The 20,756-nt window shown below is 71.6% G+C and carries 12 protein-coding genes; 2 read left to right on the top strand and 10 right to left on the bottom strand.

All coding sequences use genetic code 11. The features are described 5' to 3' along the window. Positions 1 to 18: 18 nt before the first annotated feature. The 6 genes from ACX9TP_RS16960 to ACX9TP_RS16935 all read right to left on the bottom strand — a co-directional run bounded on the left by ACX9TP_RS16960 (position 19) and on the right by ACX9TP_RS16935 (position 6,465). On the bottom strand, positions 19 to 1,305 hold the full coding sequence (locus tag ACX9TP_RS16960; protein WP_482980767.1) for a DUF7305 domain-containing protein: 1,287 nt from the start codon (positions 1,303 to 1,305) through the stop codon (positions 19 to 21). Continuing rightward, positions 1,302 to 2,306, bottom strand: coding sequence for a tetratricopeptide repeat protein (locus tag ACX9TP_RS16955; RefSeq protein WP_482980766.1), 1,005 nt, complete (start codon positions 2,304 to 2,306; stop codon positions 1,302 to 1,304). The genes ACX9TP_RS16960 and ACX9TP_RS16955 overlap by 4 nt, the downstream gene beginning before the upstream one ends. After that, positions 2,303 to 2,899 (bottom strand): RNA polymerase sigma factor, encoded by a 597-nt coding sequence (locus tag ACX9TP_RS16950; protein ID WP_482980765.1) that lies wholly within the window; start codon positions 2,897 to 2,899, stop codon positions 2,303 to 2,305. The genes ACX9TP_RS16955 and ACX9TP_RS16950 overlap by 4 nt, the downstream gene beginning before the upstream one ends. A 35-nt stretch (positions 2,900 to 2,934) precedes the next feature. Next, positions 2,935 to 4,041: a hypothetical protein gene (locus tag ACX9TP_RS16945; protein ID WP_482980764.1), complete on the bottom strand. Its 1,107-nt coding sequence runs from the start codon at positions 4,039 to 4,041 to the stop codon at positions 2,935 to 2,937. A gap of 105 nt (positions 4,042 to 4,146) precedes the next feature. Next, complete coding sequence (locus tag ACX9TP_RS16940) at positions 4,147 to 5,943, bottom strand: glycosyl hydrolase family 18 protein (protein WP_482980763.1); 1,797 nt, start codon at positions 5,941 to 5,943, stop codon at positions 4,147 to 4,149. A gap of 180 nt (positions 5,944 to 6,123) precedes the next feature. Further along, positions 6,124 to 6,465 carry a (2Fe-2S) ferredoxin domain-containing protein gene (locus ACX9TP_RS16935; protein ID WP_482980762.1) on the bottom strand — a complete coding sequence of 114 codons (342 nt, stop codon included), beginning with the start codon at positions 6,463 to 6,465 and terminating at the stop codon, positions 6,124 to 6,126. Positions 6,466 to 7,069: 604 nt separating this feature from the next. Between ACX9TP_RS16935 and ACX9TP_RS16930 the strand changes: the two genes are divergently transcribed. Then, entirely contained in the window at positions 7,070 to 9,856 is a 2,787-nt protein-coding gene (locus ACX9TP_RS16930; protein WP_482980761.1) for a vitamin B12-dependent ribonucleotide reductase, read from the top strand. Positions 9,857 to 9,939: 83 nt separating this feature from the next. On the opposite strand, the gene ACX9TP_RS16925 is transcribed toward ACX9TP_RS16930, so the two are convergent. The 3 genes from ACX9TP_RS16925 to ACX9TP_RS16915 all read right to left on the bottom strand — a co-directional run bounded on the left by ACX9TP_RS16925 (position 9,940) and on the right by ACX9TP_RS16915 (position 18,267). Beyond that, on the bottom strand, positions 9,940 to 15,294 hold the full coding sequence (locus ACX9TP_RS16925) for a GspE/PulE/PilB domain-containing protein (protein WP_482980760.1): 5,355 nt from the start codon (positions 15,292 to 15,294) through the stop codon (positions 9,940 to 9,942). A 217-nt stretch (positions 15,295 to 15,511) separates the two neighbouring features. Beyond that, positions 15,512 to 16,906 carry an undecaprenyl-phosphate glucose phosphotransferase gene (locus ACX9TP_RS16920; protein WP_482980759.1) on the bottom strand — a complete coding sequence of 465 codons (1,395 nt, stop codon included), beginning with the start codon at positions 16,904 to 16,906 and terminating at the stop codon, positions 15,512 to 15,514. A gap of 218 nt (positions 16,907 to 17,124) precedes the next feature. Next, positions 17,125 to 18,267 (bottom strand): glycosyltransferase, encoded by a 1,143-nt coding sequence (locus ACX9TP_RS16915; protein ID WP_482980758.1) that lies wholly within the window; start codon positions 18,265 to 18,267, stop codon positions 17,125 to 17,127. A gap of 103 nt (positions 18,268 to 18,370) precedes the next feature. Between ACX9TP_RS16915 and ACX9TP_RS16910 the strand changes: the two genes are divergently transcribed. After that, entirely contained in the window at positions 18,371 to 19,477 is a 1,107-nt protein-coding gene (locus ACX9TP_RS16910; RefSeq protein WP_482980757.1) for a glycosyltransferase family 4 protein, read from the top strand. Here the strand turns inward: ACX9TP_RS16910 and ACX9TP_RS16905 are convergent. Further along, positions 19,451 to 20,743 carry an O-antigen ligase family protein gene (locus ACX9TP_RS16905; protein WP_482982185.1) on the bottom strand — a complete coding sequence of 431 codons (1,293 nt, stop codon included), beginning with the start codon at positions 20,741 to 20,743 and terminating at the stop codon, positions 19,451 to 19,453. The two genes, ACX9TP_RS16910 and ACX9TP_RS16905, sit on opposite strands and share 27 nt — an antisense overlap. Positions 20,744 to 20,756 lie beyond the last annotated feature (13 nt).

Genomic DNA, 20,756 nt, shown 5'->3' with positions numbered 1-20,756 from the left:
GTCACCGGCCGCGAGGCGTCAGTTGCCCGGACACTCGACACCGGCGTCGAGCACGTCCGCGTCGTAGTGGAGCCGGAGCGTCCCGGAGGACTCGAGATGTCGCACGAACACCGAGCCGAACACCTCCGCGTTGCCGCTCAGGCTCAGCAGGGAGCCGGGCGCGTAGACATTGCCGGCCAGCATGCTTCCCGCGGACAGGGCGAGCACGCTGGAGCCCACGACGTACACGCGGGTCCGCGAGGGCGCATCGGCGGAGCCCAGCGTGAGCGGCCCCGCCACGGCGACGCGGCCCCCGATGAACAGGTCCAGCTCTCCGGGGGGCCGCACGTCCACCGTGAGGCCGTCGCCCAGGTCCACCGCGTCACCGATGAAGAGCGCGGTGCGCGCCCGGATGACGAGCGTCGCGCGCCCCGTGCCGGTGATGCGCGTGAGGTGGAAGCGCCCGCAGGGCAGCTCCAGCGTGCGCTCGCCCTGGATGCCTTCCAGCGCCGCCGCATCCAGGCCGATGGCCGCGTTGTCGTTGTCCCGCGAGTGATGGGCGATGAGCGCGGCGACGTCCACCTGGGACGCAGCCTCGCAGGCACAGGGCACCACTGCGTCCACGGGCTCGCGGAGCACCTCGGCGGCCTGCACCGGCCCCAGCGTGTACTCGGGTGGAACCGAGAGGCTGCTGCCCACGGTGAGGGAGGCCAGCCCCACGTCTCCGCGGACGCGGGCCGAGCCCGTGACAGTCGCGGAGACGGTGCTCCCGTTGAGGGGGCCTCCGCTGTACAGGGCTCCGCCCACCGTGAGCGGGCGCCCGAGCTGGATGCCTCCGTCACCGCCGACCTGGAGCGTCCCGCCCACGGAGACGGTGTCGTTGGCGGACAGGCTCCCGTTCACTCCGACGTCACCGCCGGAGCCGCCCGGCTGGTACGGAGCCAGCGAGCCCCGGAAGGCATCGGTCTCCAGCGACGCACTGAGCGCGAGTCGCTCGCAGGTGCAGAGCGCATTGCGGAAGGTCCGCTCCGCGAGCTGGCCGCTGCAGACACTCGCGCCGGTGTCTCCCACGACGATGGGCGGACCGCGTCCCGCGCAGTACGCCGTCCAGTCGGGAGGCACGCCGGAGTCGGGAGGCACGCCGGAGTCGGATGGGTTGCCACCGTCGGCAGGCTCGCCACCATCCGGAGGGCCGGCGTCCTCGGAGGGCACCTCGAGTCCTCCACCGTCGGGCGAGCGGATGGTGGCCACCAGGTCGCTCTGGGTACAGCCGGCGCTCACGGTGGTGCCCGCGAGCAGCAGGAAGAGGCCCCAGTGCCGCTTCATGGCGCGGAGAGCTCCCGCAGCCGGGCCCGGGCCGTCTTGCCGAGCGCGGAGTCGGGGTGGCTCGCCAGGAACGACTCCAGCGCCCGGGCCTCCGCCGCCGCGTCGCCGAGCGCTCGGTGCGCCTCCGCGATGCCGTAACGGGCTTCCTGGCCGAGCACGCCCTGGGGCTGGAGCCGGAGCGCGTCCTGGAAGTGGCGCAGCGCGCCTCGCGCGTCACCCAGGTGCTCCAGCCGGAGCGAGCCCGAGGCCACCCGCGCGACATAGGACGCCAGGGACGCGGGCTCGGCGCGAATGACGCGTACGTACAGCGCGTCCGCTTCCTTCCAGCGGCCACCGGCCCGGAGCTCGTTGGCCTTCCGGAGCAGGTCCTCCGGCGCGAACGACGAGCGGGCCTGCGAGGGCGCATTCCGCCGTGGCACGCGCGTGGGCGGCGTGGCCTTCTCCGGAGCAGCAACAGAGGCCCCTGCTGGCGGGACGAGCGCGGGCACCGGAGCCTCCACCTCCGCGACACCGTCACCGGGCGAAGCCGGGCCCACCACGGGCGGAGCCCCTTCCGCCGCGACACCGTCACCGGGCGAAGCCGGGCCCACTTCAGGCGGCGCCCCTACCGCCGCGACACCATCACCGGGCGAAGCCGGGCCAACCACAGGCGGCGCCCCTTCCGCCGCGACCGGGGCACCCGCTGAAGCTGACAGCACGACGGGCCGCGCCACTTCCCGAGGCTCCGACATGGGCTCGGAGAACGCGAACCGCCACACGGCCGCGGCCGCGGCTCCCGTGAGCACGAGCGCCCCCGCCATCAACCACATGGGGGGCCGCTTCGGCTTCCGGATGCGTTGCTGGGCGGGCGCCGCTTCCTCGACGGCCACCGCCGCCAGCGCGGCGCCAACGAGCGCGGCCGACTTCTGCCGGGAGATGCGGCGCGCCGGGCCCGCCTCTCCATCCAGCGGCTTCAGCAGGTCATCCAGGGCCGCGTCCCCCTCTTCCCTGAAGGTGTTCATCCCTCCCCCTCTCCTTCGCTCGCCGCGGCCAGCGCCCGCAACGCCGCGCGTCCCAGTCGGAGCCGACTGCGCACCGTCTCGAACGGAATGCCGAGCTCCGTGGCTATCTCCGGCACGCTCAGCTCCAGCACGTGGTGCAGCACCAGCGCATGCCGCTGCTCGGTGGAGAGCGTGTCCAGCAGCGTCACCAGGTGGCGGCGGTGGACGTACTCGTCCGGCAGCGCATCTTCGGAGGGCACCGCGAGAAGCTCCGCCGACTCATCGGCCTGCCGGGCCTCACGGCCTCGCGCGCGCCGCAGCCACGCGAAGGTCGTCCGCACGACGACCCGGTCCACCCACCCATGGAAGCGCCCCTCGCTCCGATAGGTGGGCAACCCGCGCACGAGCGCGATGAGGCCCTCCTGGGCGATGTCCTCCACGTCCGCGTCGCCTCGCACCAGGTAGCGCACCAGGTTGCGCACGCGAGGCAGCAGCTCCATCAACAACGACTCCGTCGCTTCGCGCTGCCCCTGGAGGGCCGCCTGGATGCGGGGGTCCTCCGCCGGACGCGGGGCAACGGTGGCATGTGAGCCCGAGGTCCTCATTCCCGGCATGGAGGGAACGACAGGCGGAATCGGGTCATCCGCGCTCACGGAAAGAACACCATTGCCAGCCCGACACGTGGGCGCACCGCCCACCCGTCACCGCGAGGCACCACGTTTCCGTTGACGGCATACCCCAGCGCCGGGCGGCCCAGCAGGAGCTCCGCGCTCAGCCTCGCTTCGAAGGCGAGCCGCGCGCCCGCGCTCCAGCGCGCGGCGAGCTCCGGCCCCACGAGCAGGGCGGGCACGACACGCGATGGCTCGGCCTCGACCTCGGGCGCCAGCGCCTCCGTCGCGCGCGAGAAGCCCACCACGCCCACACCGAGCCCGGCCACCAGCTCCAGCGCACCACCCGACACGACGGGCGCATCCGCCCACAGCGCGGCGGAGGACTGGCCCAACGTCACCTGGGTCCGCTCGTCGCGCAGCCGCGCCGGCAGCCCGGCCAGGACCTGGAGGCGGAGGCGCAGCGAGCGGCCCTCCCACCCCGCGCCCAGCAACAGGCCCTGGTGACCTGCGGCGGTATACCCATCGAGCGAGGCATGCGCGCCCACCGCGAGCATCCACCGACTGGCGCGTCCTCCCGGCACGGGCGCAGGAAGTGACGACGATTCCATCGCCGGCATCGGCTCGGGGGATGGCGGCTCCACCCCTGTCACCAGCACGGGCGGCACGGGCTCCACCACCTCTCCGAGCGGCTCGCCCGCCTCCACGGCTCGCAGAGCGGAGCGGACGGCGAGCGCCAGTGCCTCCGCGCCCACGGACCACTCCAGCGAGCCGGGCTGGCCCTCCAGCCGCGATGCGCGGACGAAGAGGTGCCGGCTGGCGGGCTCGGCGACCTGGACGCGCACCTCCGTCCCCATCCGCAGGAACCAGAGGACCGCGCGGGCCCGCTCCTGCCCCGCGAGCTGCTCCGCCGCGCGCCACTGCTCCTGAGCCGTCCCGTCCAGCGGCGGCCCCGGCACCGCTTCGAGCAGCACGGGAAGGTCGCTGCTCTGCCCGCGCACCCGTACGAGCAGGGCGGCATCTTCCTCGCAGGCCACTCGCACCGCGGCCCGCCAGGGCTCGGCGGCCAGTGCGGGACTGCCCATCATCATCAGCAGCAGGGCAATCCCAAACATGCGCCGCGGCACGGCGGCAGCCGCCAATGACATGCGGCCCACCGTAGCGCTTATGTGCCAGGGGATGAAGCTTCGCGCGGTATGGGCTTCACCGCACGAGCCCTCCCCTGGCCGGGTGACAGCACTGGCAAACTGCACTCAGTGCAGCTTCTGGTAGAGCGCCTCGACGAGCGAGCCGTCGTCGCCGCTCAGCTCCCAGAACATCGCGCCGCCCAACCCCTTGCTCAGGATGTAGTCGGACTTGGCGCCCAGGCTCTGTGGGTCATCGTAGGCAATCCACACCCGCGTGGACGGGCTGTACACGTAGGCCTCCTTGCTCTCCGGGTGGAAGAACTTCGTGTACCCGGAGCCGGCGCGCTCGTAGTTCGCCTTGATGTCCTTGTAGTCGAACACGCCCGTCAGCCCCGACGAGCCGTCGTCCCACGTGCCCTTCGTGGGGACGCCGCTCTGGAACAGGCCGTTGTTCACGTTGGGCACGCTGCCCCACCCGCGGCCGTAGAACGGCACGCCGAGGACGATCTTCGACGCGGGCACGCCCAGCTCCAGCATCTTCGCCACCGTCGCGTCGCTGTAGAAGCCATCCGCCGCACCGGGGTCCCCCGTCACGCGGTGGAGCGGCGAGTGGAAGTTCACCGTGCTCTCGAAGGCCCCGTGGTAGTCGTAGGACATGATGTTGATCCAATCGAGCACGTCGGACAGCTTCTTCGTCTCCTGACGGTTCGCCAGCAGGTCCGGCGACGCTCCCGAGGCGATGGTGAGCAGGTACGCCTGGCCCGTCTGCGCGGTGACGGCGTTGAGCTGGCTGCGGAACTCCTGCATGAGCAGCGTGTAGTTCTGCTTGTCCGCGGGGCTGTAGATGTTGCCCGGCAGGCCGCCGCTGACGGGGTACTCCCAGTCGATGTCGATGCCGTCGAACACGCCCGCGCCGTTGGCCGGGGTGACGCCGGGGAACTGGCCGCGGATGTAGAGGTCCACGCAGGACTTCACGAACGCCGAGCGCGACGCCGCCGTGGCCGCCACGCGCGAGAAGTACGTGGACCAGGACCAGCCGCCGACGGAGATGAGGAGCTTGAGCTGCGGGTTCGTCCGCTTCAGCTCCTTGAACGCGCGGAAGTTGCCGCGAAGCTGCCCGGCGTCCCACTCACCCGGCCAGCCGCCGCCCTTGTCGATGTCCGCGTACGCGTCCCCGAGGATGCACTTGCCGTCCGGGGAGATGTTGGAGAACGCGTAGTTGATGTGCGTGAGCTTCGAGGCCGGGACGTGGGCCACCTGGTAGTTGCGCGCGTAGATGCCCCACGCGGTGAAGTACCCGATGATGCGCTTGCCGCCGCCCGGAGGCGGGCCGTCAATCTCCACGACGACGGTGACCGACTTCGTGCCCACGTTGCCCGCGGCGTCGTAGGCGCGCACCTCGTAGATGTACGTGCCGTTCTGCGCCGAGCCGGAGAACGCGCGGCTGTACTGCCCGCCCGTGGCCACCACCGCGCCGTTCTGCAGAATCTCCACCTTCGTCACGCCCACGTTGTCCGTGGCCGTGGCCGTCAGCGTCAGCGTGCCCGCCGCCGTGAAGCGCGTGGCGCTGGCGCTGAGATTCGCGGTGGGCGCGATGACGTCCCCACCCGTGCCCGCGTCGGTATTGCCGCCCGTGCCCGCGTCGGTGCCTCCACCCGAGGCCCCCACGTCGAGCCACAGCGCGGGCACCGCGAGCGGCGTCCAGTCCGCCTGGGAGGTATGGGCCTGCCGGCACTCGTAGATGCGGCCGACGTAGGTGACGCGCGTGCCCACCGGGTAGAAGACGCCGGCCGCCCACTCCGCTTCGAGCGGAGCCGTCTGCCGGGACTCCTCGGTGGACTCGGAAGCGGTGACGTCCGGACTGCAACCTGCAACGGACAAGGCGGTGGCGATGAGGCCCCAGGCCCAGCTGCTGCGACGCATGCGTGTGCTCCTCGCCGCGTCGGAAGACAGCAGGGCATGCGCCGGCGCCCCAGGGGCCCCGGCACCACGCACCCGCCCACCTCCGCGCGGACTTTCTTCGGGTTCAGCACGAAGGAGTCACGCAGCCATTTTTCCGGGTTAATCAGGTGATTCGCGTCGCTGGGCGTCTGCGGGAAGGCGTCAGCTTCCGGCCTTCTCCTTGCGGGAGAACGGCATCATCAGCCGCTCCACGGGGTGGCCGTTGACGAGGTGCTGGTCGACGATTTCCGGCACGTCCTCCACCTTCACGCCGCCGTACCAGGTGCCCTCGGGGTAGACGACGACGGAGACGCCGAAGGCGCACGTGTCCAGGCACCCGGCCGCGTTGGCGCGCATGCCGCCCTTGAGCCCGCGCTTGTCGAGCTCCTCCTTGAAGGCGGCGCGCACCTCCTCCGCGCCCTTGCTGGCGCAGCAACCCTTGGGGTTTCCCTCCGGGCGGCGGTTGGTGCAGACGAAGACGTGTCGTTTGAAGGGAGGTGGCATGTCCGCCTCCTAACGCGACAGACGCGTGAAATCGACGCCGCCGTTCACCACCGGACCGCCCGGCGCCGGCCCCCGAGGCCGGTTTCTGGCTGGGCGGGTTGGCGCCTCTAGGATCAATGCACAGACTCACAGCAAACGTCTTCCAGTGATCACGCTCGCTTGCGAAGGAGTGACGATACATGGCTCGCCATCTGACCTCTGCCACTGCAAAGCATTGGTTGCTAGTGCCGCCATCTGGCTCTAGATCGTCAGCCCTCGCGGCGCGCCGCTACAAGCAGGCAGCCAGTCGTAGCACCCCGGCACTTCCCTGCAGTGGACACAATAGGTGGTGTGTATGACACTTCAGGGCACTATCAATGGGGTCAGCGGTTTCTTTGACGGGATTGCCACGGGCGAAGTATTGATCCGCTCGCCCGGCAGGCAGGCGGGCATTCCCAAAGACAGCTTTCAGCGCCTCTGCGCGCGTCGAACCGCTTCGCGAGCCCACTCCGGAGTCACCGCTGTGTGTCGGCGGGGGATCTCCAGATCCTGAGCGATCTCGCGGCCTTGGCATTTTGCAAAATTTTGCACCTGGACTTTCAGTGAACCCCGCGGAGGTGGCGACATGGACAAGGAGCTGAGCTCGAAGCCGTCGGTGAACGGGAAGGAGCGACGCAACGGGCGAAAGGGGCGTGCGGCGGCTACGGGATTGACCGTGGAGCGCTTCTTCACGACACCGGGGGTGGACCCCGCGGATGAGCTGGCGTGGGAATACCGCAGCGCCAGCATCACCGGCGAGGACGGCAAGGCCGTCTTCGAGCAGAAGAACATCGAGGTGCCGAAGTCCTGGTCGATGCTGGCGACGAACGTCGTGGCGTCGAAGTACTTCCGCGGCACGCCGGGCACGCCGGAGCGCGAGACGAGCGTGCGCAAGCTGGTGGCGCGCGTGGTGGACACCCTCACCCAGTGGGGCGTGCAGGGCGGCTACTTCGCCAACGACACGGTCCGCGAGACGTTCCACGCGGAGTTGACGCACCTGCTGCTGCGGCAGAAGGCGTCGTTCAACTCGCCCGTCTGGTTCAACGTGGGCGTGGAGGCGCAGCCGCAGTGCTCCGCGTGCTTCATCAACAGCGTGGAGGACAGCATGGACTCCATCCTCACGCTGGCCCGCACGGAGGGCATGCTCTTCAAGTACGGCAGCGGCACGGGCAGCAACCTGTCCACCATCCGCGGCAGCAAGGAGCTGCTGGCCGGCGGCGGCACCGCGTCCGGCCCGGTGTCCTTCATGAAGGGCTTCGACGCCTTCGCCGGCGTCATCAAGAGCGGCGGCAAGACGCGCCGCGCGGCGAAGATGGTCATCCTCAACGCCGACCACCCGGACATCCTCGAGTTCATCCGCTGCAAGTCCGCCGAGGAGAAGAAGGCCTGGGCCCTCATCGACGCGGGCTATGACCCGTCGTTCAACGGCGAGGCCTACTCGTCGGTCTTCTTCCAGAACTCGAACAATTCGGTGCGCGTCACCGACGAGTTCATGAAGGCGGTGGTCAACGACGGCGCGTGGACGACGAAGGCGGTGCGCGACGGCCGGCCCCTGGACACGTACCGGGCGCGGGACCTGTTCCGTGAAATCGCCGAGGCCGCGCACCTGAGCGGCGACCCGGGCATGCAGTTCGACAGCACGGTGAATGGCTGGCACACGTGCTCGGCCACGGCGCGCATCAACGCGTCCAACCCGTGCTCGGAGTACATGTTCCTGGACGACTCGGCCTGCAACCTGGCGTCCCTGAACCTGATGCACTTCCGCACCATTGACGGCGACTTCGACGTCACGGCCTTCCGGCACGCCGTGGACATCATGCTGATGGCGCAGGAAATCATCGTCGGCTTCTCGCGCTACCCCACCGAGCGGATCGAGAAGAACAGCCACGACTACCGCCCGCTGGGCCTGGGCTTCGCGAACCTGGGCGCGCTGCTGATGGCCACGGGCCTGCCGTATGACTCCCCCGCCGGCCGCAACTACGCGGGGGCGATTACGTCCCTGATGTGCGGCGAGGCGTACGCGATGAGCGCGCGCCTGGCGGAGAAGCAGGGCGCATTCGCCGGCTACGCGAAGAACGCGGACTCCATGCTGGGCGTCATCCGCAAGCACCGCAAGGCGGCGTACAACATCGCGCCGGAGGGCGTGAGCGAGGAGCTGTACGCGGCGCAGAAGGAGGCCTGGGACGCGGCGCTGGCGCTCGGCGAGGAGCACGGCTTCCGCAACAGCCAGGTGACGGTGCTGGCCCCCACGGGCACCATCGGCTTCATGATGGACTGCGACACCACCGGCATCGAGCCGGACATCGCGCTCATCAAGTACAAGAAGCTGGTGGGCGGCGGCATGCTGAAGATCGTCAACCAGACGGTGCCGCTGGCGCTGGAGAAGCTGGGCTACCCCCAGACGCAGGCGCAGGACATCATCAGCTACCTGGACAAGCAGGAGACGATTGAGGGCGCCCCGTTCCTCAAGCCCGAGCACCTGCCGGTGTTCGACTGCGCCTTCAAGCCCGCGCGCGGCCAGCGCAGCATCGGGTGGATGGGGCACATCCAGATGATGGAGGCGTGCCAGCCGTTCCTCTCCGGCGCCATCTCCAAGACGGTGAACATGCCGTCGAACGCCACGGTGGAGGACATCGAGAAGGCGTACCTGGAGGCGTGGAAGCGCGGCCTGAAGGCCATCGCCGTGTACCGCGACGGGTGCAAGCGCACGCAGCCGCTCAACACGTCGAAGGACTCGGGGAAGGACACCCAGGCGAAGGCGGCCGCGCCCGAAATCCAGCCGGCCGTGAAGCCGGAGCCCCGCGCGGTGCGGCGGCGCCTGCCGGACGAGCGCCGGTCCATCACCCACAAGTTCTCGATTGGGGGCCACGAGGGCTACCTGACGGTGGGCATGTACGAGGACGGGACGCCGGGCGAGCTGTTCATCGTCATGGCGAAGGAGGGCTCGGTGGTGAGCGGGCTGATGGACAGCTTCGCCACCAGCGTGTCCCTGGCGCTCCAGTACGGCGTGCCGCTGAAGGTGCTGGTGGACAAGCTCAGCCACACCCGCTTCGAGCCGAGCGGCTTCACGGGCAACCCGGCCATCCCCATCGCCAAGTCGATTACCGACTACATCTTCCGCTGGCTGGAGCTGAAGTTCCTGCCGAAGCAGGATGAGTCGGAGGACGCGGTGCTGGCTCCGGTGTCCGCGGCGCCCGCGCAGGCCGCCCTGCCCGCCGAGGTGGTGTCCACGCCGCCGCCCGTGTCGGGGCTGCGCTCCACGTGGCTCAACCAGGCGGATGCGCCGCCGTGCCACACGTGCGGAGCCATCATGGTGCGCAGCGGTGCCTGCTACAAATGCGGCAACTGCGGCGCCACCAGCGGCTGCAGCTGAGCCGGGCACCGCGCGCTTGAAGTGAAAAGGGCTCCGGAGCGCTGCGCTCCGGAGCCCTTCTGCGTTTCGCCCTGCCCCGCCCGTCAGGCGCCTCGCGCCGAGGGGAGACGGTCGAAGGCCGCCGAGGCCTTGTCGATGACCCGGGTGAGCTCCTCGAGCGCCGTGGCGTCGATGGGCTCCGAGCCGTGGTCGGCGATGACGAAGGCGACGGGACGGCCGCGGCTGCGGACGGTGGCGACGAGCAGGTGCGAGGACGCGTCCCCACCGAGCGCGGAGAAGATGGCCTCGTCCTGCGCGCTGACCGGGGTGTTGAAGACGCTCGGGCTGGCGCCGGCCGCGATGGCGGCGGTGAGCAACGACGGGGCCTCGAGGTCCACCTTGAGCGCGGACACCGCGGGGCTGTCACTGCCCGGGCCCCAGGCATGCCCCACCCGCGCGAGGCCGAGGCTCTCTCCGAGCAGGAACGCGCGCCGGTAGCGCCCCGCGCAATACGCGAGCAGCACCTTGCCGAGCGTGCCCTGCGTCCCCACCCCGTCGAGCGCCGTGAGCACCTGCTCCGCCGTCACCGCGGGCCCGGAGGACGGAGTGTCCGTGGACGCGCTGGCCGCGGCCAGGAGGGAGCCGACGAGCGCGGACTGATCCACCGGGGGCTGCCAAGGCTGCGGGATGAAGTCCCAGGCCGAGGCCAGCGGCACCTCGCCCGCGGCGGGCTCGGCGGGCGCGGCGGAAGCGGCGGGGCCGTCGAGGTCCACGGCACGGTCCGCCCAGGTCGTCTCCGCCGTGTGGCCGATGGTGTCGTTGTTCTCGCGGCCCTGCCAGCCCACGAACTCCCAGGTGGACGCGAGCTCCATCGTCTCGTTGGACGAGGCTGGGAGGTCATCGAGCTCGATGGGCGCGCGAGGCGCGGACTTCACGGGCTCAGGTGAGGCCACCAGTGCGAGCGCGGCGGTGGGTGCCTCGGGCGACGTCGCGCCGGGCACGGCGTCGACGTGAGGCATGGCGGCGGGGTCGGTGTTGGCGGGGCTCGCGTGCGAATCCGCCTCGACGCCGAGGCGGGCCGTGGCGATGTGAGCAGGCTCCGCGTGCGATTCGGTCTCCGTGGCGAGGCGGGCCGTGGCGACGTGCGCAGGGTGCGCGCGCGATTCAGTCTCCGCGTCGAGGTGGGCCATGGCGACGTGAGCAGGGCTCGCGCGCGATTCGGTTTCCGCGTCGAGGCGGGCCGTGGCGATGTGCGCAGGCTCCGCGTGCGGCGCGGTGTCCGCGTCGAGGTGGGCCGTGGCGACGTGCGCAGACCCCGCGTGCGGCGCGGTGTCCGCATTGGAGTGAGCCGAGTCAGCGGGCTCGTCAGAGACAGGAGCCGCGTGCGCCCCGGAGTCCGCATGGACATGGGCCGAGGCAGCATGACCTTCAGTGACGCTGCCTTCATCCGACGGGGTCGCCGTGGTGCCGTGTGCCGCGGCGACATGCGCGTCGGCGGCGCGAGCTTCGTGTGGCCCGCTCTTCGCGACGGCATGGCTCGTAGCGACAGCAGCGGGCTCCACGTGCGCTTCCGTTGCCACGTCGAGGCGAGCCGTGGCGACGTGCTCGACGCTGGCAGGGACCTCATGCGAGGCGGGAGTCCCAGACTCCGTGTGGACGAGGGCCGTGGCGGCGTGGTCGACGGAAACACTGTCCGGAGACTTCGCGACGGCAAGCTCGGAGTCGCGAGCCAGGGACGACTCGGTGCTCGCCGCAGCATCCGCGTCGGCGGCGACGGCCTGCTCGAAGCCAGCATTGACCGAGGCCAACGCGCTCTTCGTGGAGGCCGCGTCCGCAGCCGCCGTGTCGATGGCGCCCGGGAGAGCATCGCTCTGAGGTGTTCCCGGCTGGGCCTGCGCCATCAGCGGCGTGGCTGCGCCAGGGACGGACGCCGAGACGTCAGCTTCGGTGTCGGCGCGGAGCGACGGTGAGGCTTCGACCCGCACATCCGTGAGGTCCGCGGCCTCCGACGCTGCCACGGAGGCAGGAGCCCCACCCCCGTCCAGCGTGCCCGAGTCAGGAGACAGACGGGCCGCCTCAGGCGTTGATTCCTCCTCCTCTCCGAGCGCATCCGCGGGCAAGGCGAAGCCATAGGCCGTGGTGTGCTCGCTTGCGGGGGGCTCGCTCCGGCCGCTCGGAGCAGCCGCGGGCGATTCGACGGAGCCCTCCGCTTCGTGCGGCTCCCTCTGCACGGCAGCCATCGGAGTTGCGGCCTCGTACACCGTCGGCGCCGCAGCCTCGATGCCAGGGGCGGCACTCGCGCTGAGGCCGGCCTCCTCGCCGGCTGCCGTAGGAGCACTCACGGAGGCGTCTGCTGCCGCGCTGACAACCGCCATCCGGGCAGTCATGGGGGCAGCGTCGTCACCAGCCGCGAGACTGCTCGTGGGTGACTCGGATGCGCGAGCGCCTTCATTGGTCGGCGACAGCGTCGCCGGGGCGGCGGGAGACAGGTCGTGCACCGGCTCGGACGGAGCCACGGTGTTGCTGTCGCGAGCGCTCGGAGCAGACGCCTCGGCATTCGCAGCGACGGGAGCAGTCCCCTGCTCCGCGTGGCCCATCCCCTCGGGCTCCGCGCTGGTGACGGAGCCTGCGAGCATCTCGGCTGCCGGAGAACCAGCCATGGCCGCGGAGGGCTGGGCATCGGTGTTGCCGGCCTCCGCCATCGCAGCCGAGCCGGGCTCATCAGACAGGAGCTCACCCGCGAGCACCTCTTCCGGAGCAGCCTCCTGCTCAGGCAGGGAGGCCGCTGAAGCCTCCGCGGCCTCGGGCCGCGACGGGTCCGCCACCTGCGTCGCCGTGACATGCGCGCGCACCGCGACGTCCTTGCCTCCCTCGGACGATGCAGCGGCGATGACATCCGCGCCGGGCGAAAGCTCCTGCTGCTCCGAAGCGGGCGCCGACGGTGCGGGGACCACTGGCGCGAGCTCGGGGGACCTCGGAGCCGCGGGCGACATCCCGGGCGGAACCTGAGGCATTCCCGGATGCGCCCCCAGGGGCATGCCCATCGGCGGACCGGACACGCGAGCCGGCGGGACCTCTCCGGGCCGAGGCGGCATGGGAGGAGCCATGCCCGCCTGGGGCGGGCGCGGGGGCATGGGCTGCCCACCCATCGGCATGCCCGGACCTTGCGGCCCTGGAGGCACGCCGGGCCCACGGACGCCCATCGGTGGCACCGGGCCTCCTGGCGGCGGCCCCTGGCGCGGAGGCATTCCCGGATGCGCGCCCACTGGCGCGCCCGGAGGAACCGGCCCCCCGGGCATCATCCCCGGAGCCATCGGTCTCCCCTGGGCAGGCATCGGAGGCCCGCCCGCACCGGGGGGCATCATCGCGCCCGGGGGCATCGGAGGTCGCGCGGCGCCCGGAGGCATCGGTGCGCCCGGCATCGCGGGAGGCCGCGCGCCCTGCGCCATCATCCCGGCAGGCGGCCCCATCGGGGCACCCGGCTGCGGAGGCACGGGCCCGGCGCCCTGAGCCACCATCCCGGCAGGTGGGCCCATGGGCTGCGGAGGCACAGGCCCGGCGCCCTGCGCCATCATCCCGGCAGGCGGGCCCATGGGCTGCGAAGGCACGGGCCCGGCGGCGTGCGGGGGCCTCGCTCCGGGCGGAGGCGCCATGGGCGCGTTCGCCGGGTGCGGAGGAACAGGCCCCATGGCGTGGGGAGGCATCGCCCCGCCCTGCGCCATCGGAGGAGGCATGCCCCTGGGCGCCATGCCCGGAGGTTGCGGCGCGGCCATGCCCGGAGGTGGCGTGGGCCGCCCCTGCGGCGCTCCGGGAGGGCGCGGCGGCCCGCCCTGCGCATTCATGGGCGGTGGCTGCACCAGGCCCGGAGGCGGAGCCGGCGGGCGCGACAGGCCCGGGGGAACAGCCCCCTGGGGCCCCGGCACCGCGGGCAGTCCCGTCCTCGACGGAGGCCGCGCGGCGCCCATCATTCCCGGCGGCACCGCGGCCAGGTCCGGCGCCGCACCGGGTCTCGCCGTCATCCCCGGAGGCATGGAGGCGGCTGCCCCCGGCTGCCCCTCCATCCCGGAGTGCCCGCCCTGCGGAGGCATGGGCCGAGCCGGCCCCGCCGCATGCGGCGGCATCGGAGCGGGAGTGACCGGAACCTGCGGAGCGCGATTCAGCCCCGGAGGCTGCGGCGGTCCTCCAGGCTGACGCGCCAACATGCCCGGCGGCTGCGAGCCCGCCGCGACGACAGGCGCCTCGGCGGCCGGAGCAGCCTGTCGCGGAGGCGCGGCCTGCGCGTGGTCGAATGGAGGAGGCGTGGCCCGCGGGACTGCTGCCTGCGCGAGCTGCGAAGGCCCCTGCCCCCGTGGCAGCTCCGGGGGCGGTGGTCGCGGTGGTGAACCGGGTCGCCCGCCTCCGGACACGGGCGCCGCCCGCATCGCGTCCCCCAACACCGCCGGCTCGGCCGCAATGCCAGCGACCACCGGCGCGTCCTCCTCGATGACGCCCTCTTCCAGCACGTCGAGCTCTTCCGCCGGCTCGGCCTCCAGCTGGGGCGGAGGCGTCATCTCCAACCGGGGCAGCTCCGGCGGCGTGAGGCGCGGCGGCGAGGAGGGACGGCCTCCCGGGGCACCCCGAGCCTTGTCCGCGGGCGTGAGCTGCGGAGGCGCCGACGGCCGGCCCTGCCCTTGCGCTGCCAGCACCGGCGGCCCGGGCGGCGGCGGACTCGCCACGCGCATCTCGCCGTCCTCGCTCAGGTCGATCATCGCCACCGGCGGCGCGGGCGGAGCCAGGTAACCCGAGAGGTGCTCGTTGCCGGAGGCGGCCGGAGCCCACCGCACCTCGGCCGACTCACCCGCGTCCGCGTCCGCGTCGTCGCTGAGGTACTGCCCCGGCGCGAGCCCACCGAAGATTCCGTCGGACGCCGGCTCGGGACGCACGGGCGCGGGAGGCAGCGGAGCCGCGGGCGCTCGCTGCGCGCTCGCGGGAGCCGGCGTGGCCTGGGCCGGGCGTCGGCTGGGCTCGAGCCGGATGTACCGCGACTCCCGCTTGAGGTCGTAGCGCTGGGCCTGGAAGTGGAAGATCCGCAGCTCGGGCGCGACATACGGGACGATGCGCAACCCGGTTGCGAAGCTGAGCGCGTCCGTGTCCCGCAGCTCCATGGGGTTCACCATGGCCACCTTGAGCCGCCGCCCCTCCTGCCCCAGGGGGAACGCCTGGTGCTTCTCCGCCAGCGCGGCCGGCAGCAGCGCCAGCGTCGCTTCCGTCACCGCCGCGAAGTCCGCGTCCTGTGCCACGGGGAAGCGCGACTGCTCCCCCAGCACCATGGCCAGCGTGTCGATGTCGATGATGTCCAACTCGACGAGGTTGGTGCCCAACCGCCCACCATAGATGAGCTGAGCCTTGAGGGCCTCGTCGAGCTGCGCCTGCGTGATGAGGCCCTTGCGGACCAGGAGTGCCCCGAGCTTTTCGGCCATACCGCGCCGATTGTAGACGGCTTCCTGCCCCGCACACCTCCCCCGGGGCCCTGGCACGGCCCTTTCCCCACGCCTGCTCGCTGGCCCGCACACCCGGCAGCGCCGCGAATGCTCCCAGTGAAGAATTCAGTGGGCGCCTGCCTACCACGCCCCACTCCAGGCGACCGCGGCGGCCAGGGTCTCCTGGACCTTCGAGACAGCCGCGCCGGGACGCCCGTCAGTAGGCGTTCTTCGACAGGAAGCCGCCGAGCGCCGTGCGCACGAGAATCTTCAGGTCCATCAGCAGGGACCAGTTCTCGATGTAGTACAGGTCGTACTCGATGCGCTTCTGGATGGAAGTCTGCCCGCGCAGGCCGTTGATCTGCGCCCAGCCGGTGATGCCGGCCTTCACCTTGTGGCGCAGGTGGTAGCGCGGAATCTGCCGCTTGAACTCCTCGATGAAGACGGGGCGCTCGGGGCGCGGGCCCACGAGGCTCATATCCCCCAGGAGCACGTTGAAGAACTGGGGCAGTTCGTCCAGCGAGTACTTGCGCAGGAAGGTGCCAATGGGCGTGCGGCGGGTGTCCCCCGGGCAGGCCATCATCGCGCCGGCGTGCTCGGCGTCCACGCGCATGGTGCGGAACTTGAGGATGGGGAAGGTGCGCCCGTCCATGCCCATGCGCTCCTGACGGAAGAGCACGGGGCCGCGGCTGGTCAGCCGCACCGCCAGCGCCGTGGCCAGCATCAGCGGCGAGGTGATGAGGATGGCCACCAGCGCGAAGGTGATGTCGAAGGCCCGCTTCGCCACCCGGCTCCAGCCCTCCATCGGGTCGCCCTGGAGGCGGATGATGGGCAGCCCGCCGAACTCCTCCAGGCCGCCGTAGAGGGTGATGTACTGGTACAGGTCCGGCACCACCCGGACGTCCACCGTGCGCAGCGCGAGCTGCTCCATCAGCCGCTTCACGTGCGCCTGGTCCTCCAGGGGCAGCGCGATGATGACCTGGTCCACCGGCTGCGTATCCAGCATCGCATTCACGGAGTCCACGTGGCCGATGACGCGCACGCCGCCCACGTACTGGCCCACCTTCTCCGGCCGCAGCGTGAGCACGCCCGTCACCCGGAAGCCCAGCTCGCGGTGGCCCTCCACCGTCTCAATCACGCGCTGGCCCAATTCCCCCGCGCCGATGACGAGGATGGACTTGAGGTTGTGGCCGCGCCGGCGGATTTCACTCAGCACCCAGCGGAACAGCAGCCGGTTGCACGTCACCAGCACGAAGGCGTAGCCGACGAAGATGACCAGCGTGAGGCGCGAGTAGCGCTCGCGCGCGAAGTACGTCGCCGCCACCAGGATGAGCGTCGCGGTGATGGTGGACTTGAAGACCTCGAACACCTCACCCGTGTTGGTGCGCGCCCGGTTCGTCGCGTACAGGCGCGACTGCTTGAACGTCACCGGGAAGATGAACAGCACCATCAACAGGGAGACCAGCGTGTCGTCCCAGGGCGGAATCCCCTCGGTGATGGGGAACAGGCCGGAGAAACGGGTGACGTACGCGAGGCCGAACGCCACCGCGAGCATCATCATGTCCGCGACAATCTTGATGGACGTGTAGAACCGCTGGAGACGACTGAACACCGCGGGACTCCTGTAACCTGGTCAACGGGCGGCCCACCCGCTGCAAGACTCGCACCCCATGACAGCGAGCACGCGAATTGCCCAACACACCGTGACGGGCGCGTGTCCTAGCATGGGAAAACGCGTGAAACCAATGGGTTGCAGTGACCCCTCCCCCACAGCGTGAGGTGGGAGACGGTGGGGGGCCACGGAAGGTGGAGAGGGGGCTGACAGCGGCGTCACACCCCGGCGGCGCGGGTTGGGGAGGACTTCCCCAGCCTGAGGAGGTTCTCCACCTCGGCGAGCATGGCGCGCTGGAAGGCGGCGCGGCTGAAGCGCTCGGCCTGCGAGCGAGCGTCCTCGGGGCGGAAGCCGGGCTCCCACACCTCGAACTGGCGCACGGCGGCGGCGAGGGCGGCGGGCGTCTGCTCGGAGAAGAAGAGGCCGGTGCGCGACGTCACCGTCTCCAGCACACCGCCCTTGCCGTAGGCGATGACGGGGCGGCCGGTGGCCTGGGCCTCCAGCGGGGTGATGCCGAAGTCCTCCTCGGGCGTGAAGATGAGCGCGCGGGCGTCGCGGTAGAGGCCCGGCAGCGCGTCATCGCTGACGTTGCCGAGGAAGCGGATGTGCGGGGGCACCGGCCCGGACATGAGGCGCGAGGCCTCCTGGCCCGTACCCACCACCCAGAGGGGGGCGTCCAGTTCGCGGAACGCCTCCAGCGCCACGTCCAGCCGCTTGTACGGGGCGAAGGCGCCGAGCCACAGGAAGTAGCCGCCCTGCCCGCCTCCCTCCAGCGGCTGCCGGGCGAAGCGCTCCAGGGCGACGGGCGGGTGGACGACGGAGGCGTCACGGCCCCAGAAGCGCTGAATCTTCCCGGCGATGTGGTGGCTGTTGGCGACGAAGCGGTGCACGCCCGAGGCCGTCTGACGGTCCCACCGCTGCAGCCACGGCCGCACCGCGTGGGCGGCGGCGCGCACGGGCAGCCGCGCGCGGCCCGGGCCGAAGTAGTCGTCGAAGAGGTCCCACATGTACCGCATGGGCGCGTGCACGTAGCTCAGGTGCGGGGTGCCCGGCGGGGTGCGCAGCCCCTTGGCGACGCAGTGGCTGGAGGAGAGGACCAGGTCGTAGTCGTCCTGGAGGCGCAGGGACTCAATCGCGCGCGGCATCAGCGGGAGGAAGTGCCGGTAGCGCGCGTGGATGCCGGGGATGCGCTGGAGGAAGGACGTGAAGATGCGGCGGGACTCAATCGCCGGGGACTGGCTGCCGGGCTTGTGGACGAGGGTGTAGATGTCCGCGTCCGGGAGGACTTCGCAGAGCGCGTCGAGGACGCGCTCTCCCCCGCGGTGGGTGACGAGCCAATCGTGGACCAGGGCGACCTTCACGGAAGGGGCTTCTAGCATCCGGAACGCGTGGTTCCGAAAGGACTGGTGGGCCGCTCGCCCGGTCGCCCCCCAAGAGGGCCCCACGTGTGGTACGCGGAGGGCCGTGGCCCACGTCCTCCTCGACCTGCGCATGGTGCGCGGCCGGCTGCATGGAATCGCGCGGTACGCGCTGGAACTGGCGCGGCGGATGCCGGCGCTCGCGCCCGATTTGCGCTTCAGTGCGCTGGTGGCGCCCCAGGGGCTGCCGGACGGGCTCGGAGACCTGACGCCGCCCATGCCGCTGCACCGCTCGCGGGCGGGGTTCCTCTCCGCCTTCGAGCAGCCCGCGCTGGCCGCGGACCTGATGAAGCTCAAGCCGGACGCGTTCCACGCCACCTCGTTCTCGATGCCGCTGTTCTGGGACGGGCGGCTGGTGGCGACGCTGCACGACGCCAACCACCTGGCGCTGGCGGACCAGTACACGCCGGTGCAGTCCCTCTACTACCGCGTGGTGGTGGGGCCGCGGGCGAAGCGGGCGTCGGCGCTGGTGACGGTGTCGGAGTTCTCCCGCGACGAGCTGGCGAAGTACCTCCACCTGTCGCCGTACCGGCTTCAGGTCATCCACAACGGCGTGGACGCGCGCTTCCAGCCGGCGACGCCGGGCGAGGCGAAGGACTTCCGCGAGCGGCACCAGTTGCCCGCACGCTACGTAGCGGCGGTGGGCAACGCGAAGCGCTTCAAGAACCTGGAGCTCTTGAAGCTCGTCGCGCCGGAGCTGCCGGTGCCGGTGGTGCTGCTGGCGGGCAAGGGCGCGGTGGCGCACGAGCTGGGGCTGCACGAGAACGTGCTGGATTTGGAGGAACTGCCCGAGGCGGACATGCCGCTGTTCTACGGCGCGGCGGCGGCGCTGCTCCTGCCGTCGAAGTACGAGGGCTTCGGCCTGCCGGCGCTGGAGGCCATGGCGGCGGGCTGCCCGGTATTGGCGGCGGACGCGACGGCGCTGCCGGAGGTGGTGGGCGCCGCGGCGCTGAGGCTCCCTCCGGATGATGCCGCGGTCTGGCGGGAGACGACTCTGCGCGTGCTGAGGGACGAGGTGCTGCGGGGTGAATTGATTGAGCTGGGCCGCGAGCGGGCCGCGCGCTTCACCTGGGATGACTGCGCGCGGCGCACGCTCGCGGTGTACCGGCGGGTGCTGGAGGCGCCTTCAGCTCCGGGCACCCGTGGCGGTTGAGCCGGGCCCATCCCTCAGCACCCCGGTGCCCTCGCACAGCCCCAGTCCCCACACGAGCGCGAAGGACAGGTGCACGCTGGAGTGGAACGGCAGGTAGTGCACCAGCGACAGCACGTGGAAGCCCACCCACGACAGCAGCGCGCCCGTGGCCGCCAATGAGCCCGCGCGGTGCCTGCGGATGAGCGCCCGCCCCAGCAGGCCGTGCATGGCCGCCAGCAGCACCAGCCCCACCAGCCCCGTCTCCGCCCAGGCCGTCAGCCAGAGGTTGTGCGAGTCCGTGGCCAGGAAGTCGTTGATGCCCGTCTGCGCCGCGGTGGCCATGGCCGCGGTGCGGTGGTTGCCGAAGCCCACGCCCGTCAGCGGGTGCTCGCGCACCAGCAGCCACCCCACGGACATGGCCAGCTCGCGCTCGCCCCCGTAGACGTTGCCCAACGCCTTGCCCAGCCGCGCGCGCCACGCCGGTGACACCAGCACCGCCACCACCGCCATGGCCAGCAGCGCCATCCCCACCTTGCGCGTCCGGCCCTGCACGAGCAGCAGCAGCGCCACCACGCTGACGATGAGCGCCGCGCCCAGCGCTGCCCGCGCGAAGGCGTTGTAGATGGACACCAGCATCCCCAGCACCACCACACCGGCCACCGCCCGGCGCCGCGCCACCTCCGAGCCGCCCAGCACCGCCAGCGCCGGCCCCAGCGCGGCGATGGCCCCGTGCGCGAAGCGCAGCCGGTGGAAGAAGAACCCTCCGGCCGCGAAGCGAGGGGACTCTTCCGTGCCGAAATTCTCGTGCAGGCGCGCCACGCTCAGCTTGAGGAACGCGGGCGGCTCCCAAGGCCACCGCACCCGGTTCTGGAACAGCCCCAGCGCCGCGGCCAGCAGCCACCCTCCCACCACCACCGCCGCCAGCAGCATCCACGGCACGCCCACCGTCCCGATGCACGCCACCGCCGCGCCCGCCACCGTGTCCAGCACCTGCCCGTAGCGGGAGCTGCGCGGCCACTTCTGCGCCACGCCCGTCAGCAGCGCCACCGCGGGCGACACGAGCTGCCACGCGCACAGCGCCAGGCTCGCCACCACGTACGCGCGGACGTCCGGCGCCAGCCTCAGTCGTTTCCGCGCCGCCAGCACGCCCGCGAGCAGCACCGCCGCGCCGGCCGCCACCTGGAGCACCACCTCCGCCAGCACCAGCCCCACCGCCCACACCACGAGCACTCCGGCCACCGCGCGGCGCAGGCGTGGGTCCACCGTCGGCGGAGGAGCGGAGGCCATGGGTGTCGACACG

The organism is Pyxidicoccus sp. M15 (assembly GCF_056858435.1).
This window is presented reverse-complemented; position numbering and strand designations above follow the sequence as displayed.

What these genes read in the sequence shown, in the direction of transcription:
- ACX9TP_RS16960 (WP_482980767.1), bottom strand. Translation starts at nt 1,305, where the DNA reads ATGAAGCGGCACTGGGGCCTCTTCCTGCTGCTCGCGGGCACCACCGTG.
- ACX9TP_RS16955 (WP_482980766.1), bottom strand. Translation starts at nt 2,306, where the DNA reads ATGAACACCTTCAGGGAAGAGGGGGACGCGGCCCTGGATGACCTGCTG.
- ACX9TP_RS16950 (WP_482980765.1), bottom strand. Translation starts at nt 2,899, where the DNA reads ATGCCGGGAATGAGGACCTCGGGCTCACATGCCACCGTTGCCCCGCGT.
- ACX9TP_RS16945 (WP_482980764.1), bottom strand. Translation starts at nt 4,041, where the DNA reads ATGTCATTGGCGGCTGCCGCCGTGCCGCGGCGCATGTTTGGGATTGCC.
- ACX9TP_RS16940 (WP_482980763.1), bottom strand. Translation starts at nt 5,943, where the DNA reads ATGCGTCGCAGCAGCTGGGCCTGGGGCCTCATCGCCACCGCCTTGTCC.
- ACX9TP_RS16935 (WP_482980762.1), bottom strand. Translation starts at nt 6,465, where the DNA reads ATGCCACCTCCCTTCAAACGACACGTCTTCGTCTGCACCAACCGCCGC.
- ACX9TP_RS16930 (WP_482980761.1), top strand. Translation starts at nt 7,070, where the DNA reads ATGGACAAGGAGCTGAGCTCGAAGCCGTCGGTGAACGGGAAGGAGCGA.
- ACX9TP_RS16925 (WP_482980760.1), bottom strand. Translation starts at nt 15,294, where the DNA reads ATGGCCGAAAAGCTCGGGGCACTCCTGGTCCGCAAGGGCCTCATCACG.
- ACX9TP_RS16905 (WP_482982185.1), bottom strand. Translation starts at nt 20,743, where the DNA reads ATGGCCTCCGCTCCTCCGCCGACGGTGGACCCACGCCTGCGCCGCGCG.